Genomic DNA, 15,418 nt, shown 5'->3' with positions numbered 1-15,418 from the left:
GCCGGTTCAGATACCCGCCAGGTACACCACCAGTTTGACGATGCCAAACAGCGTCAACGCGAACACTGCCGTGAACAGAATCCCCAACATCACGAAATGACTCGGCTTGCCGTGGCTGAAATCCCGAGCCCGATTCTTCCCGCTCTGCACCCCGAAAGCCGCCGCCATCACGCTGTGCAGCATCTGCCAGAAGGTCGGCGGTTTGTTGTTGTCGACTGGATCGTCCATAAATCCCCCGTCACGCATGTGTGAGAGCTAAGCATAGACAATCCACGGCATGCACAAATCAAATGTGGGAGCGGGCTTGCTCGCGAAAACGGACTGACAGTCAATATTGATATCGACTGTTATGACCTCTTCGCGAGCAAGCCCGCTCCCACAGGGATCGTTGTTGGCCGCAGTATTGTGGCCAACAGGCCTAGGATTAGTTGTCGTAACCCAGATTAGGCGCCAGCCAGCGCTCGGTCACGCTCAACTCCTGGCCTTTGCGCGAGGTGTAGCTCTGCACCTGATCCTTGTCGATCTTGCCCACGGCAAAATACTGCGCCTGCGGGTGAGCGAAGTACCAGCCGCTGACCGCTGCCGCCGGGAACATGGCGTAGTGTTCGGTGAGGAACACGCCGCTGCGACCGGCTTTGAGTTCTTCCGCTTCCGGGTCCAGCAGTTTGAACAGCGTGGCTTTTTCGGTGTGATCCGGGCAGGCCGGGTAGCCCGGAGCAGGGCGGATGCCGGTGTATTGCTCTTTGATCAACGCCTCGTTGTCCAGCGTCTCGTCCTTGGCGTAGCCCCAGTAGTCTTTACGCACCTGTTGGTGCAGCCACTCGGCACAGGCCTCGGCCAGGCGGTCGGCCAGGGCCTTGACCATGATCGAGTTGTAGTCGTCGCCCGCATCCTGATAGGCCTTGGCCACTTCTTCGGCGCCGATCCCTGCGGTGGTGATGAAACCACCCACGTAGTCGGTCACGCCGCTGTCTTTGGGCGCGACGAAGTCGGCCAGGGAGAAGTTCGGTTTGCCGTCGGTCTTGATGATCTGCTGGCGCAAGTGGTGCAGCTTGGCCAATGGCTTGCCGTCATCGCCGTAGACTTCGATGTCATCGTCACGCACCTGATTGGCCGGCCAGAAGCCGAACACCGCACGGGCGCTGATGAGTTTTTCATCGATCAGCTTGGCGAGCATTTCCTGGGCGTCGGCGTACAGCGCGGTGGCGGCTTCACCGACCACTTCGTCCTTGAGGATGCGCGGAAACTTGCCGGCCAGGTCCCAGGAGATGAAGAACGGTGTCCAGTCGATGTATTCGGCCAGAACCTTCAGGTCAATGTTGTCCAGCACCTTGGCGCCGGTGAACGTCGGTTTGACCGGTTCGTAGCTGCCCCAGTCGAACTGCGGCTTCTTGGCGATGGCCGCCGGGTAGCTCAGGCGTTCGGTACGGGCGCTGCGGTTGGCGGTGCGCTCGCGAACGTCGATGTATTCCAGGCGAGTCTTCTCGACGAAACCGGCCTTCAGTTCCTTGGACAGCAACTGCGTCGCCACGCCTACAGCGCGGGAGGCGTCAGTGACGTAGATCACCGCGTCGTTGCTGTACTTGGGCTCGATCTTCACCGCGGTGTGCGCCTTGGACGTGGTCGCGCCACCGATCATCAACGGCAGATGGAAGTCCTGACGCTGCATCTCGCGGGCCACGTGAACCATTTCGTCCAGCGACGGCGTGATCAGGCCAGACAGGCCGATGATGTCGCATTTCTGTTCTTTGGCGACTTGCAGGATCTTCTCCGCCGGCACCATCACGCCGAGGTCGACGATGTCATAACCATTGCAACCCAGCACCACGCCGACGATGTTCTTGCCGATGTCATGCACGTCGCCCTTGACCGTGGCCATGAGGATCTTGCCCTTGGCTTCCGGCTTGTCGCCTTTTTCCAGCTCGATGAACGGGATCAAGTGGGCCACGGCCTGCTTCATCACGCGGGCGGATTTCACCACTTGCGGCAGGAACATTTTACCGGCACCGAACAGGTCACCGACGATGTTCATGCCGGACATCAACGGGCCTTCGATCACTTCGATCGGGCGAGCAAAGGACAGGCGCGACTCTTCGGTGTCTTCGACGATGTGGGTGGTGATGCCCTTGACCAGCGCATGTTCCAGACGCTTGTTGACGTCCCAGTTGCGCCACTCTTCGGTCTCGGCTTCCTTGACGCTGCCGTCGCCCTTGTACTTGTCGGCGATGGCGAGGAGGGCGTCGGTGCCTTCCGGGGTGCGGTTGAGGATCACGTCTTCGACGGCGTCGCGCAGCTCGGCCGGAATCTGGTCGTAGATCTCCAGCTGACCGGCGTTGACGATACCCATGGTCAGGCCATTACGAATCGCATACAGCAGGAACACCGAGTGAATCGCCTCTCGCACCGGGTTGTTGCCACGGAACGAGAACGACACGTTCGATACGCCGCCAGAGGTCAGGGCGTACGGCAGTTCATCGCGGATGTAGGCACAGGCGTTGATGAAGTCCACAGCATAGTTGTTGTGTTCTTCGATACCTGTGGCCACGGCGAAGATGTTCGGGTCGAAGATGATGTCTTCCGGCGGGAAGCCGACGTCGTTGACCAGAATGTCGTAGGAGCGTTTGCAGATTTCTTTCTTGCGCGCTTCGGTGTCGGCCTGGCCGGCTTCGTCGAAGGCCATCACCACCACGGCGGCGCCGTAGCGCTTGCACAGTTTGGCGTGATGAATGAACTGCTCGACGCCTTCTTTCATGCTGATCGAGTTGACGATGCCCTTGCCTTGGATGCACTTGAGGCCGGCTTCGATCACTTCCCACTTGGAGGAGTCGATCATGATCGGGACGCGGGAGATGTCCGGTTCACCGGCAATCAGATTGAGGAAGGTCACCATGGCCTTCTTCGAATCGAGCATCCCTTCGTCCATGTTGATGTCGATCACCTGGGCGCCGGCTTCGACCTGCTGCAGGGCGACTTCCAGGGCTTCGGTGTAGTTGTCTTCACGGATCAGACGGGCGAACTTGGCAGAACCGGTGATGTTGGTCCGCTCCCCGACGTTGACGAACAAGGAGCTGCGATCAATGGTGAACGGTTCCAGGCCCGACAGGCGGCAAGCCTTGGGAATGTCCGGAATCTCGCGCGGCGCATAACCGGCCACCGCTTTGGCGATGGCTTCGATGTGGCCCGGCGTGGTGCCGCAGCAGCCGCCGACGATGTTCAGGAAGCCGCTTTGGGCGAATTCTTCGATGACCTTGGCGGTTTGGGCCGGCAGCTCGTCGTACTCGCCAAATTCGTTCGGCAGGCCGGCGTTCGGGTGCGCTGACACGTAGGTGCTGGCCTTGTTCGACAGTTCTTCCAGGTACGGGCGCAGTTCACTGGCGCCAAGGGCGCAGTTCAGGCCGACGGAAATCGGCTTGGCGTGGGCCACGGAGTTCCAGAACGCTTCGGTGGTCTGGCCGGAGAGGGTGCGGCCAGAGGCGTCGGTGATGGTGCCGGAGATCATGATCGGCAACTCGACGCCCAACTCCTCGTAAACACCCTGCACAGCGAAGATCGCGGCTTTGGCGTTGAGGGTGTCGAAAATGGTTTCGATCAGGATCAGGTCGGCGCCGCCTTCGATCAGGCCTTTGGTGGCCTCGGTGTAGTTTTCCACCAGTTCATCGAAGGTCACGTTGCGGTAGCCGGGGTTGTTCACGTCAGGCGACAGCGAGCAGGTGCGGCTGGTAGGGCCGAGCACGCCGGCGACGAAACGCGGCTTGTCCGGGGTTTCCAGGGTCTTGGCGTCCGCCACCTTGCGTGCCAGGCGCGCGCCTTCTACGTTGAGTTCGTACGCCAGGCCCTGCATGCCGTAGTCGGCCTGGGACACTTGGGTGGCGTTGAAGGTGTTGGTTTCCAGAATGTCGGCGCCGGCATCCAGGTAAGCTTTTTCAATAGCGCCAATCACGTCCGGGCGCGTCAGCACCAACAGGTCGTTGTTGCCTTTTACATCGCTCGGCCAGTCGGCGAAGCGTTTGCCACGGTAATCCTGCTCCTCGAGCTTGTAGCTCTGGATCATCGTACCCATGCCGCCATCGAGAATCAGGATGCGCTCTTTGAGGGCGTGCTTGAGAGCTTGAAGGCGAACGCTGCGATCGGACATTTGGACTACTCGGTAAGGCCATGACGAAGGGGCGGGATAATAACAAACCTGTGCGCTTTTGGAGCATGTGCGGGTTTTGCATGAATATCGTTCATGTTGGTGCGCGGGCCACACCGGTAGAATCGCGGCGTTTTCTCATGATCAGGACCAGGGATATGTCGTATCGCGTCGTCACCAGCCTATTGATGCTGTTTTTAAGCGGGGGCGCTGCTGCACAAGGTCCGGATATTTCCTACGTTCGCGACATTCAACCGATCTTCACCGAAAAGTGCGTGGCCTGCCATGCCTGCTACGATTCCGCCTGTCAGCTCAATCTGGGCAGTGGCGAAGGGGTGGCCCGAGGCGCGACGAAGGCGCCTGTCTATGACGGCGAGCGCCGCCAGGCAGCGGCGCCGACCCGGCTGTTTTATGACGCCTTCGGCAAGCGTGCCTGGCAGCAAAAAGGCTTTTATTCGGTGCTCGACGCCCAAGGCAGCCAGGCGGCGCTGATGGCTCGGATGCTCGAACTGGGCCACAAAACCCCGTTGCAACCCAACGCCAAATTGCCGGAAGAGATCGTCCTGGGCCTGAACCGGGAAAACATGTGCGCCATGCCGGGGGAGTTCGACGGCTACGCCAGCTCCCACCCGAAAGAAGGCATGCCGTTGGCGGTCACCGGCCTGACCGATCAGCAATACCAGACGTTGCAACGCTGGCTGGCCTCCGGCGCGCCGATTGATGAGCAGGGCCTGGTGCCCAGCGCCAAGGAAGCCTTGCAGGTTGTGCAGTGGGAAAACCTGCTCAACGCGCCGGGCGCCCGGGAGAGCCTGGTCGGGCGCTGGTTGTTTGAACACTGGTTTTTGGCGCACATCTTTTTCAAAGACGGCGAGCCGGGGCATTTCTTTCAGTGGGTACGTTCGCGCACGCCGACGGGGCAGCCCATTGATTTGATCAATACCCGCCGTCCGAATGACGATCCGGGCACTCAGATTTACTACCGTTTGTGGCCGGTGCAAGGCGTGATCGTGCACAAGACCCACATCACCTATCCGTTCAGTGCGGCGAAGATGGCGCGGATCAAAAGCCTGTTCTACAGCGGCAATTGGCAGGTCAACGCGCTGCCAGGTTATGGGCCGGAACGACGGGCCAATCCGTTCACGACCTTTGAGGCCATCCCGGCTCAGGCGCGTTACCAGTTCATGCTCGATAACGCCGAGTACTTCGTGCGCACCTTTATTCGTGGCCCGGTCTGCCGCGGTCAGATCGCCACCGACGTGATTCGCGATAACTTCTGGGCGTTGTTCCAGGCCCCGGAGCATGACCTTTACATCACCGACCCGAATTATCGCGGGCAGGCCACGCCGTTGCTGGCGATGCCGGGGCAGAACGATGACGTCGGCAGTGTTCTGAGCCTGTGGCACGACTACCGCGACAAACGCAACGAGTACGAAGCCTTGCGCCGCGACAGCTATGCCGATCTGGCGGCACCGAGCTGGTCGACCCTGTGGGCCGGCAATGACAACGCGCTGCTGAGTATCTTCCGGCATTTCGACAGCGCCTCGGTGAACAAAGGCCTGATCGGTGACGTGCCGCAAACCATTTGGCTGTTCGATTACCCGTTGCTGGAACGCACGTATTACCAGTTGGCGGTCAACTTCGATGTGTTTGGCAACGTATCCCATCAGGCCCAGACCCGGTTGTACTTCGACCTGATCCGCAACGGTGCCGAGCAGAACTTCTTGCGTCTGATGCCGGCCGACTCACGGGACGGCTACCTCGACGATTGGTATCAGAACGGCGGCAAGTTCAAGATGTGGCTGGATTATGAGTACATCGACAATGACAAACCAACGGCGCTGACGCTGGACGAAAAGGACCCGAAACGCGATTTCGCCCTGCAATTGCTGGCCCGGTACGGCGACCTCAATGCCAGGCCCGACCCGATCAACCGTTGCGATGGCGCTTATTGCTCGCGACCGAACATCGATCTGGCCTTGCAGAACGCCGAACAGGCCTTGAGCCGCCTGACTTCACGTCCGGCTGCAGGGCTGAAGGTCATCGATCAGTTGCCGGAAGCCACGATGTTGCGTATCGAGACCCAAAGCGGCAAGCGCGAGGTCTACAGCCTGCTGCGCAACCGCGCCCACAGCAACGTGGCGTTCCTGCTCGGTGAGTCGCTGCGCTATCAGCCGGGGCTCGATACGTTGACGATTTATCCGGGTGTGCTCAGCAGCTACCCGAACTTCATGTTCAACATCCCGGCCGGGCAAGTGCCCGCGTTCGTTGACGCGATGGAAAACGCGAAGGATGCTGCCAGTTTCGAGAAAATCGTCGAACGCTGGGGCATTCGCCGTAGCCATCCGCAGTTCTGGCAGTATTTCCATGATCTGAGCCGCTACATCCACGACACCGACCCGGTGGAAGAGGGCGTGCTGGACATGAATCGCTACGAGAATCTTTGATGCACGGAATTTAGAGGTGCCTGCGACCCAGTGTGGGAGCGGGCTTGCTCGCGAAAGCGGTGTGTCAGGCAACATTAATGTTGGTTGTGTCGCCGCCTTCGCGAGCAAGCCCGCTCCCACATTGGATCAGCTGCGCTTTCCCGACAAAAATACTAGGACTTTGTCCGGCGCGATGATTGGCGTAAACTGCGTCCAAGCCTGCGAGGAGTTTCCATGACCGCTATTACCATTACCGACGCCGCCCACGATTACTTGGCTGATCTGCTCTCCAAGCAGAACACCCCGGGTATCGGCATCCGCGTCTTTATCACCCAGCCTGGCACCCAGTACGCCGAAACCTGCATTGCCTACTGCAAGCCGGGCGAAGAAAAACCTGAAGACACAGCGCTGGGGCTCAAAAGCTTCACCGCTTACATCGACTCGTTCAGCGAAGCATTCCTGGACGATGCGGTAGTCGACTACGCCACCGACCGCATGGGCGGCCAACTGACCATCAAGGCGCCAAACGCCAAAGTACCGATGGTCAACGCTGACAGCCCGGTCAACGAGCGCATCAACTACTACCTGCAAACCGAAATCAACCCGGGGCTGGCCAGCCACGGCGGTCAGGTCAGCCTGATCGATGTGGTCGAAGACGGCATTGCTGTGCTGAAATTCGGCGGCGGTTGCCAAGGCTGCGGCCAGGCAGACGTCACCCTGCGCGAAGGCATCGAGCGCACCTTGCTCGAGCGTATTCCTGAGCTCAAGGGCGTTCGTGACGTGACCGACCACACGCAGAAAGAAAACGCCTACTACTAAGGTGTTCGCTGCGACATAAAAAAACGGTGCCCGTGAGCACCGTTTTTTTTTGATCGTTCCCACGCAGAGCATGGGAACGATCATCTCAGGGTCTGTAGAGGTGCGCATGCCCCGCGCGATACAGCGACGATTCACTGAAATGATCGCTGCCCAGCACCCGGCCCACCAGAATCAGCGCCGTGCGGCGAAATCCCTTGGCTTCAACCTTCCCGGCAATATCCGCCAGCGTCCCCACCACCCAATCCTGATCCGGCCAGGTTGCCCGATGAATCACCGCTATCGGGCAATCGGCGCCGTAGTGCGGGAGCAATTCGACGAGGATCTTCTCCAGATGATTGACCCCCAAGTGGATCGCCATGGTCGCCCCATGCTGCGCCAGACTGCCCAGCTCTTCACCGGCCGGCATGGCGGTCTTGTCGGCGTAGCGGGTCAGAATCACGCTCTGTGACACGTCCGGCAAGGTTAGCTCGGCACCCAAAAGGGCCGCGCAGGCGGCGGTGGCGGTGACGCCGGGAATGATTTCGAAAGGGATGTCGAGTTCACGCAAGTAGCGAATCTGCTCGCCAATCGCGCCATACAGGCTCGGATCGCCGGAATGCACCCGGGCCACGTCCTGGCCGTTGGCATGGGCGGCCTTGACCAGCTCGATGATCTGTTCCAGGTGCAATTCGGCGCTGTTGACCACCTGTTCGGCCCGGTGACCCTCCAGCACAGCGGCAGGCACCAGGGAGCCTGCATAGATGATGACCGGGCAGCTACGAATCAGCCGCTGGCCTTTGACGGTGATCAGTTCCGGGTCGCCGGGGCCTGCGCCAATGAAGTAGACGGTCATCGTCGTTTCCTGTCAGAAAAAGGGTATGGGCACGCTTCAGATGAAGATTGCTCATGATCGAAGACGGGGATTATCGGGGATTTTACGCGGCGCTGGCCAATGCAAGGGTGGCCTGGGCGTATTTTTGTCGTGGAATCAGTAACTTTGCCGGTGCCTGAGCCAACTGTTCGGCCAATGCCAGCGCGGCACTTTCCGCTACGCCGTAACAGCCGGTGCGTTCGAACGCGATGTCCGAGTGGTGGCTGAGTTGTGGTTCATAACCGGCCAATTGTTCGCTGCTGAAATACATCAACGGCAATGCCAGCTGTTCGGCCAGTTCGATCAGGGCGGGCTCTTCGCGCTTGAGGTCGATGCTGGCCAGGGCCTTGATCTCACGAAGCTCGATTTGATGGGCCTGTAACGCCTGATCAAGTAGCGCCCGCAGCGTGCTGACGGGGCAGCCGCGCTGGCAGCCCAGGCCGACCACCAGGGTCGGCGCTGCGCTGACGTCAGTCATGCGGAGTATTGGCCATCGCTTTTGCGGCGGAACAACCAGGCGCTGATCAGGCCCAGGGCCAGCCAGAACGCCATGTTGGTCAGCTGCGAAGCGATTTTGAACTGCGCTTCCAGGGCTTCCGGAGCCAGCATGGAGTGCACTTCCGGTTGCGGCGCACCGATCACATGAGGCACAGCCAGGATCGCCACGCCGAGGATCTTCATCAGCCAGTGGCGGCTGAACACGATCAGCGCGATGCCGACAGCAGTGGACGCTGCCGTGCCAATCCACCAGATCTGCCGTTGCGCCAGATCCGCAGCAGCAGTGCCCGGCAGCTCAGGTGGCAGGCCGAGGGTTGGCGCCAGCACGAACGTCGCATAACCGGCCAGCCCCCAGAGCAGGCCCTGAGAGGTACGGCGTGGGGCGCGCAAGGTGTAGAGGCCCGCGAGCATCAAAGCGAAACCGACCGCTACCACCAGATTGCCGCCGGTGGTCGACAGCACGCGCTGCCAGCCGTCTTCCGGCTCCCAGGCTTCGGCATCGTGGGTGTGAGCGGTGACAGCACCCGCGGCGTGCTCGTGAATTTCAACAGCGGCCGGCTCGGATTTTTCGTAGGTTTCGGCCTGCAAAATCAGCGGGGCCACCCAGAAGCTTTGCAGCAGGGTCAACAGCAGGGCGGCCAGCAGCCCGGCGAAACCTGCGGTTTGCGCAATACGCTTGATCATGTCAGCAGGTCTCAATGGCACGGAAAGGCGGAGCTGTGACGGGTGTCGTGCGCGGCGTTGTGCACTGCTTCGATGTGCGAGAAACCGGCGAAATACACAAGGCACGCGCCAAGGATCGACGCACAAAAAGCGGCGGTCAGGCGTTGGCTCAGGGTAGTAGTGGTGCTGATCGTGATCTTTTTATCGGTGTTGCTGCCGGTGCTGCTGATGATCGACATGGCGCTTCCCTCTGGTCTGTCAGCGGGTGAATAGAGCGCATGAAAACCTCCGCACGCCGGGGCACACAGAGATTTCGAACAGCGCCCGCCCACCGCGGGTTTGTTATTCAGTGAACGTAAAAGTCACTTTGTGTTGCGGGCCGGTCTCCGGGCTCGCGAGGGGCAGGGCTTGCGCCGAAACCTGCAAGCATCACCTTCCCATGCCGTATGACGGGCACAGTGGATCTGACGCTTCACTCGCTTACCGTTGCGGGGGCAGCACCGGACTGACATGGCTTTAGAGTAAAGCACATGATTCACCGGTTTCCCGTTTCACCCTGTGAAGGGCACCCGTAACAAGGTGTGTAGGAGAGCATGGGCGGGGGTTGGGCGTCAATTGGCAAGGGTTCTCACTTGGATACCGAGTCGCTCCTTTCGCGAGCAAGCCCGCTCCCACAGGGGAACGCATTTCAAATGTGGGAGCGGGCTTGCTCGCGAAGGCGTCGGCTCAGGCGCCACAGAACTCAGGTGGACATTGACCCGCCCCCACACGATGCGTAGCCTTGCGCTTTCGAGGTTCTTCGGCGTCTGCCGAAGCTAAGAAGGGAACGCGGTCGAAGCCGCGGCTGCCCCCGCAACTGTGAACGGTGATGTTCGCTGCCACGCCACTGCAAGCCCTGATCCATCAGGTTCGCGGGAAGGCGCAGCAAACGCCAGTCGAACGATTGGCACACCGTCAGCCAGGAGACCTGCCTCGACACAGATTCTCACTACAACCGGGCGGGGTGATCCGGTGGCGGAACTCTTGCGCGCGTGCACCTGCCGCTGCGATTGTCGTCCCGTATGCCCGCCACCTTGCCAAAGGGCATCCGATGAAAACACTGGCCAAACTCCCCGTCACCATCGTTACCGGCTTCCTCGGCTCGGGCAAAACCACCTTGCTGCGCCACATGCTCGACAACGCCCAGGGCCGTCGCATCGCGGTGATCGTCAACGAGTTTGGCGAGCTGGGCATCGACGGCGAAATCCTCAAGCAGTGCTCGATCGGTTGCACCGAAGAAGAAGCCAATGGTCGCGTCTACGAACTGGCCAATGGCTGCCTGTGCTGCACGGTTCAGGAAGAATTCTTCCCGGTGATGCGCGAACTGGTCGCTCGTCGCGGCGACCTCGACCACATCCTCATCGAAACTTCGGGCCTGGCCCTGCCAAAACCTTTGGTTCAAGCCTTCCAATGGCCAGAAATCCGCAGCGCCTGCACGGTTGACGCGGTGATCACCGTGGTCGACAGCCCGGCCGTCGCTGCTGGCACCTTCGCTGCGTTCCCGGATCAGGTCGATGCCCAGCGCAAACTCGACCCGAACCTGGACCACGAATCGCCGCTGCACGAGCTGTTCGCCGACCAACTGGCCAGCGCCGACCTGGTGATCCTCAACAAGGCCGACCTGATCAGCGCTGAAGACCTGGCCCGTGTGCGCCTGGAAGTCGCCGAAGAACTGCCGCCAGCGGTGAAAGTCATCGAAGCCAGCAGCGGTCGTCTGCCATTGGACGTGCTGATCGGCCTGGGCGCCGGTTCCGAAGAACACATCGACAGCCGTCACAGCCATCACGATCATCACCACGAAGGTGAAGACGACCATGACCATGACGCGTTCGATTCCATCTCGATCGAGCTGCCACAAGCCGACGAAAGCCTGCTGATGGATGCGCTGACTCAATTGGTGGTCCAGCACGGCATCCTTCGCGTGAAAGGTTTTGCAGCAGTGCCGAACAAGCCGATGCGCCTGCTGATCCAGGGCGTGGGCACGCGTTTCGACAAACACTTCGACCGTCAGTGGGGCGCTGAAGAAGCGCGCACCACCCGTCTGGTGTTGATCGGTCAGGATCTCGACGCCGCTGCACTTGAAGCGCAATTGCGCGCTGCGCTCAGCGTTTAAACCATGCACCTGCTCAGGACCCAGCCCGGCGGTTTCGTGTCGGATGACAACATTGCCGACCTTGGACAAACCCCCGCCGAGCTGGTGATCCTGTGCAGCGGCGATTCCAGCCTGGCGTTGCTCGCCGAAGCGGCGCAGCAGTTGCCCGACGATTACCCGAGCGTGCGCCTGGCCAACCCGATGCAGGTGCAGAATCACGCCTCGGTCGATCTCTACGTCGACGAAGTGCTGCGCCACGCCAAGGTGATTCTGATCTCGCTGCACGGTGGCATCGCCTATTGGCGTTATGGCATCGAGCGTCTGGTGGAATTGTCCGAGCGCGGCGTGCAACTGATTCTGGTGCCGGGGGACGATCGTCCGGACCCGGAACTCAGTGACCTGAGCACCGTCACCGCGCAAGACCGCGACCGGCTCTGGCACTTCCTGCGTCAGGGCGGCATGGCTAACGCGCTGGACCTGTTTCGCTGCCTGGCCAATCGATGGTTGGACCGTGATTACGCCTGGTCCGAGCCGCAAACCCTGCCACGCACCGCGATTTACCACCCGCAAAAAAGCCCCGCAGAACTGAAGGATTGGCAAGCCGACTGGCAAGCTGATCAGCCGGTGGCGGCGGTGCTGTTTTACCGCTCGCATTTGCAGGCGGCGAACACTGGTTTCATCGATATTTTCTGCCAGCGTTTGCAAGCGGCGGGGTTGAACCCGTTGCCGATTGCGCTGGCCAGTCTGAAAGAGCCCGGCTGCCTGACGGTGGTTGAGGACTTGCTGGATGAAGTCGAGGCGGGGGTGATTCTCAACACCACTGGTTTCGCCCAGTCCAGTCCCGAAGCGCCGCACTTGCGGCCGTTTCGCCGCAACATTCCAGTGATTCAAGCAATCTGCGCCCAAGACAACGAACCCGGCTGGCGCGCCAGCGAACAAGGTCTCGGTCCTCGCGATCTGGCGATGCACATCGCGCTGCCGGAACTGGACGGCCGGATCATCAGCCGGCCGATCAGCTTCAAGGATCTGGCCTGGCGCAGTGAGCGCAGTCAGTCCGACGTGGTCTGCTATCGGCCGCAGCCGGAACGCATGGATTTTGTCGCCGAACTGGCGCGGCGCTGGATCGATCTGGCGCGAGTGCCCAATGGCGAAAAACGCATCGCTCTGATCCTCGCCAACTACCCGACTCGCGATGGGCGTATCGGCAACGGCGTCGGTCTCGACACTCCGGCTGCGGCGTTGAATATCCTCCGAGCGCTGCACGCCGAAGGTTATCCGCTGCCGGCCGAGTTGCCGGACAGCGGCACCGCGCTGATCCAGCAATTGCTCGGCGGCGTCAGCAACGACCTCGACACCCTCGACCAGCGTCCCTGTCATCAAAGCCTCGCGCTGGACGACTACAACCTGATGTTCAACGCGTTGCCCGAGGCCAATCGCCAAGCCGTGCTGGAACGTTGGGGCACACCCGAAAACGATCCAATGTTCCGTGGCGGACGAATGATGATTGCCGGTCTGCGCTTCGGCCTGACCTTCGTTGGCATTCAACCGGCCCGGGGTTACCAGGTCGATCCAAGTGCTGTCTATCACGACCCGGACCTGGTGCCGCCTCACGGCTATCTCGCTTTCTACTTCTGGTTGCGCAACACCTACGGCGCTCACGGCGTGATCCACGTCGGCAAACACGGCAACCTCGAATGGCTGCCGGGCAAGGGCGTCGGGCTGTCGGAAAACTGCTGGCCGGACGCATTGCTCGGGCCGTTGCCGAACATCTACCCGTTTATCGTCAACGACCCGGGCGAGGGCGCCCAGGCCAAGCGCCGTACGCAAGCCGTGATTATCGATCACCTGATGCCGCCACTGACCCGCGCCGAAACCTACGGTCCGCTGCGTAATCTCGAATTGTTGGCCGACGAATATTACGAAGCGCAATTGCTCGATCCGCGCCGCGCCCGGGAGCTGCAACGCGACATTCTGCAACTGGTGCGCGACACGCACATCGACCGCGAACTGCAACTGGACGAGAAGCTCGACAGCGATGCCGATGCGGCGATCTGGTTGCCGCGTCTGGACACGTATCTGTGCGATTTGAAGGAGTCGCAGATCCGCGATGGCCTGCACGTGTTTGGCGAGTCGCCGGTCGGGCGGTTGCGCATCGATACCTTACTGGCTTTGCTGCGTATTCCTCGCGGCGATGGCCGTGGGGCGCAATCGAGCTTGCTGCGGGCGCTGGCCAAGGCGTTTGCGTTGGGGTTTGATCCGTTGGATTGTGCGTTGGCCGAGCCGTGGACCGGACCACGTCCCGCGGAACTGCAATTGCTTAACGATGAACCCTGGCGCACCGCCGGGGATACCCGTGAACGCCTGGAGCTGTTCGCCACTCAACTGATTTCGCATACGTTGAACCAGCCTCAAGCCCAACCCGGCCCCTGTGGGAGCGGGCTTGCTCGCGAAAGCGGAGTGTCAGTCGACATTGATTTGCCTGACACACCGCTTTCGCGAGCAAGCCCGCTCCCACAGGAAGCAAGTTGGTCGGAGGTGAACGCGATCATCGACAGCCTGCGCAACGTCGTTGCCCCACGTCTGGACGCCTGCGGCCCGGCAGAAATGCGCGGTCTGCTCGACGCCCTCAGCGGCCGATTCGTCCCCGCCGGCCCGAGCGGCGCACCGAGTCGCGGCCGGCTGGACGTGCTGCCCACCGGGCGCAATTTCTATTCGGTGGACGTGCGCAACCTGCCGACCACCACCGCGTGGCGCATCGGCTTCCAATCCGCGAACCTGATTCTTGAGCGGCACTTGCAGGACCACGGCGATCACCTGCGGCAGCTCGGCCTGTCGGTCTGGGGCACCGCGACCATGCGCACCGGCGGCGACGACATCGCCCAGGCCATGGCGCTGATGGGCGTGCGACCGGTGTGGGCGACTGGCAGCCAGCGTGTCGATGACTTCGAAATTCTGCCGTTGAGTTTGCTGGACCGCCCGCGAGTGGATGTGACCTTGCGCGTCTCCGGATTTTTCCGCGATGCCTTTGCCAACCTGATCCGCCTGTTCGATGCCGCCGTGCAAGCGGTCGCCGCGCTGGATGAACCGGACGATCTCAACCCGTTGGCGGCCAAGGTCCGCGCCGAGCGGCAAGCGCTGCTGGAATCCGGTCTGGATGAAGACGCGGCGCGGCGGCAGGCCGGCTGGCGCATCTTCGGGGCCAAACCGGGCGCTTACGGAGCGGGCGTGCAGGGCGCCATCGACGGTCGCTTGTGGCAAAGCCGTGAAGACCTGGCCGAGGTTTACCTCAACTGGGGCGGCTACGCTTACGGCGGCTCCGATGAAGGTACCGCCGCCCGCGAACAATTCGCCCAGCGTCTGAGCCAGGTGCAGGCAGTGCTGCAAAACCAGGACAATCGCGAGCACGACTTGCTCGATTCCAATGACTATTACCAGTTCCAGGGTGGCATGCTGGCGGCCGTCGAAAGCCTCAGCGGTGAAGCAGCGGCCAGTTATCACGGTGACCACAGTCAGCCGGACTTGCCGAAGATTCGCACCTTGAAGGAAGAGCTAAACCGGGTGATCCGTTCCCGGGCGGCCAATCCGAAATGGATCGACGGGGTCAAGCGTCATGGCTATAAAGGCGCGTTCGAACTGGCGGCGACGGTCGATAACCTGTTTGCGTTCGACGCCACCACGCAGTTGATCGACGACCACCAATATGCGTTGCTGGCGGACGCCTATTTGCTCGATCCGGCGACCCGGGAGTTTGTCCGCGAACACAATCCCCATGCCTTGCGCGACATGACCGAGCGCATGCTCGAAGCGCAGCAGCGGGGGATGTGGAAAGAGCCGGGCGAGTACCGCGAGGCGCTGGAGAATTTGTTGCTGGATATAGAAGAAGACGGCTAGTGCGCTTAAAC

10 protein-coding genes and 2 riboswitches are annotated in these 15,418 nt (G+C 61.1%); of the genes, 4 read left to right on the top strand and 6 right to left on the bottom strand.

Annotation, left to right across the window (positions count from 1 at the left end; all coding sequences use genetic code 11):
• Positions 1–6 precede the first annotated feature (6 nt).
• Both KVG95_RS10825 and metH read right to left on the bottom strand, forming a co-directional pair.
• Positions 7–228 carry a DUF2970 domain-containing protein gene (locus tag KVG95_RS10825; protein WP_123722372.1) on the bottom strand — a complete coding sequence of 74 codons (222 nt, stop codon included), beginning with the start codon at positions 226–228 and terminating at the stop codon, positions 7–9.
• Between the two features lie 196 nt (positions 229–424).
• Positions 425–4,135, bottom strand: coding sequence for a methionine synthase (metH, locus tag KVG95_RS10820; protein ID WP_217856330.1), 3,711 nt, complete (start codon positions 4,133–4,135; stop codon positions 425–427).
• A 155-nt stretch (positions 4,136–4,290) separates the two neighbouring features.
• On the opposite strand from metH, the gene KVG95_RS10815 reads away from it, so the two are divergent.
• Both KVG95_RS10815 and nfuA read left to right on the top strand, forming a co-directional pair.
• The gene (locus KVG95_RS10815) at positions 4,291–6,576 is read left to right on the top strand and encodes a fatty acid cis/trans isomerase (RefSeq protein WP_217856328.1); all 2,286 of its coding nucleotides are present in this window, start codon (positions 4,291–4,293) and stop codon (positions 6,574–6,576) included.
• Between the two features lie 213 nt (positions 6,577–6,789).
• Positions 6,790–7,374, top strand: coding sequence for a Fe-S biogenesis protein NfuA (gene nfuA / locus KVG95_RS10810; RefSeq protein ID WP_007898222.1), 585 nt, complete (start codon positions 6,790–6,792; stop codon positions 7,372–7,374).
• An 85-nt stretch (positions 7,375–7,459) separates the two neighbouring features.
• Here nfuA and cobM read toward each other — a convergent pair whose 3' ends face one another.
• The 4 genes from cobM to KVG95_RS10790 form a co-directional block, all read right to left on the bottom strand.
• Positions 7,460–8,206: a precorrin-4 C(11)-methyltransferase gene (gene cobM, locus KVG95_RS10805; protein ID WP_048392726.1), complete on the bottom strand. Its 747-nt coding sequence runs from the start codon at positions 8,204–8,206 to the stop codon at positions 7,460–7,462.
• 82 nt (positions 8,207–8,288) lie between these two features.
• Positions 8,289–8,702 carry a cobalamin biosynthesis protein gene (locus KVG95_RS10800; RefSeq protein WP_007898224.1) on the bottom strand — a complete coding sequence of 138 codons (414 nt, stop codon included), beginning with the start codon at positions 8,700–8,702 and terminating at the stop codon, positions 8,289–8,291.
• Positions 8,699–9,406 (bottom strand): CbtA family protein, encoded by a 708-nt coding sequence (locus tag KVG95_RS10795; RefSeq protein ID WP_217856326.1) that lies wholly within the window; start codon positions 9,404–9,406, stop codon positions 8,699–8,701. Before KVG95_RS10795 ends, KVG95_RS10800 begins: the two co-directional genes overlap by 4 nt.
• Before the next feature lie 11 nt (positions 9,407–9,417).
• Entirely contained in the window at positions 9,418–9,624 is a 207-nt protein-coding gene (locus KVG95_RS10790) for a CbtB domain-containing protein (protein ID WP_123722376.1), read from the bottom strand.
• A gap of 121 nt (positions 9,625–9,745) precedes the next feature.
• A riboswitch (cobalamin riboswitch) is annotated at positions 9,746–9,973 on the bottom strand.
• A gap of 187 nt (positions 9,974–10,160) precedes the next feature.
• Positions 10,161–10,374, top strand: a riboswitch (cobalamin riboswitch).
• Between the two features lie 101 nt (positions 10,375–10,475).
• On the opposite strand from KVG95_RS10790, the gene cobW reads away from it, so the two are divergent.
• Together cobW and cobN are read left to right on the top strand one after the other, a co-directional pair.
• Complete coding sequence (cobW, locus tag KVG95_RS10785) at positions 10,476–11,537, top strand: cobalamin biosynthesis protein CobW (RefSeq protein WP_007898232.1); 1,062 nt, start codon at positions 10,476–10,478, stop codon at positions 11,535–11,537.
• Between the two features lie 3 nt (positions 11,538–11,540).
• Positions 11,541–15,407, top strand: coding sequence for a cobaltochelatase subunit CobN (gene cobN / locus KVG95_RS10780; RefSeq protein ID WP_217856324.1), 3,867 nt, complete (start codon positions 11,541–11,543; stop codon positions 15,405–15,407).
• Positions 15,408–15,418 lie beyond the last annotated feature (11 nt).

The organism is Pseudomonas farris (genome assembly GCF_019145235.1).
Taxonomy (GTDB): Bacteria; Pseudomonadota; Gammaproteobacteria; order Pseudomonadales; family Pseudomonadaceae; genus Aquipseudomonas; species Aquipseudomonas farris.
Note: the sequence above shows the minus strand (reverse complement) of the source record. Positions and strands in the feature narration are given on the sequence as shown.

Coding starts and splice junctions, on each gene's coding strand:
- KVG95_RS10815 (WP_217856328.1), top strand. CDS start 4,291: ATGTCGTATCGCGTCGTCACCAGCCTATTGATGCTGTTTTTAAGCGGG.
- cobN (WP_217856324.1), top strand. CDS start 11,541: ATGCACCTGCTCAGGACCCAGCCCGGCGGTTTCGTGTCGGATGACAAC.
- cobM (WP_048392726.1), bottom strand. CDS start 8,206: ATGACCGTCTACTTCATTGGCGCAGGCCCCGGCGACCCGGAACTGATC.
- metH (WP_217856330.1), bottom strand. CDS start 4,135: ATGTCCGATCGCAGCGTTCGCCTTCAAGCTCTCAAGCACGCCCTCAAA.
- KVG95_RS10825 (WP_123722372.1), bottom strand. CDS start 228: ATGGACGATCCAGTCGACAACAACAAACCGCCGACCTTCTGGCAGATG.
- KVG95_RS10795 (WP_217856326.1), bottom strand. CDS start 9,406: ATGATCAAGCGTATTGCGCAAACCGCAGGTTTCGCCGGGCTGCTGGCC.
- nfuA (WP_007898222.1), top strand. CDS start 6,790: ATGACCGCTATTACCATTACCGACGCCGCCCACGATTACTTGGCTGAT.
- cobW (WP_007898232.1), top strand. CDS start 10,476: ATGAAAACACTGGCCAAACTCCCCGTCACCATCGTTACCGGCTTCCTC.
- KVG95_RS10790 (WP_123722376.1), bottom strand. CDS start 9,624: ATGTCGATCATCAGCAGCACCGGCAGCAACACCGATAAAAAGATCACG.
- KVG95_RS10800 (WP_007898224.1), bottom strand. CDS start 8,702: ATGACTGACGTCAGCGCAGCGCCGACCCTGGTGGTCGGCCTGGGCTGC.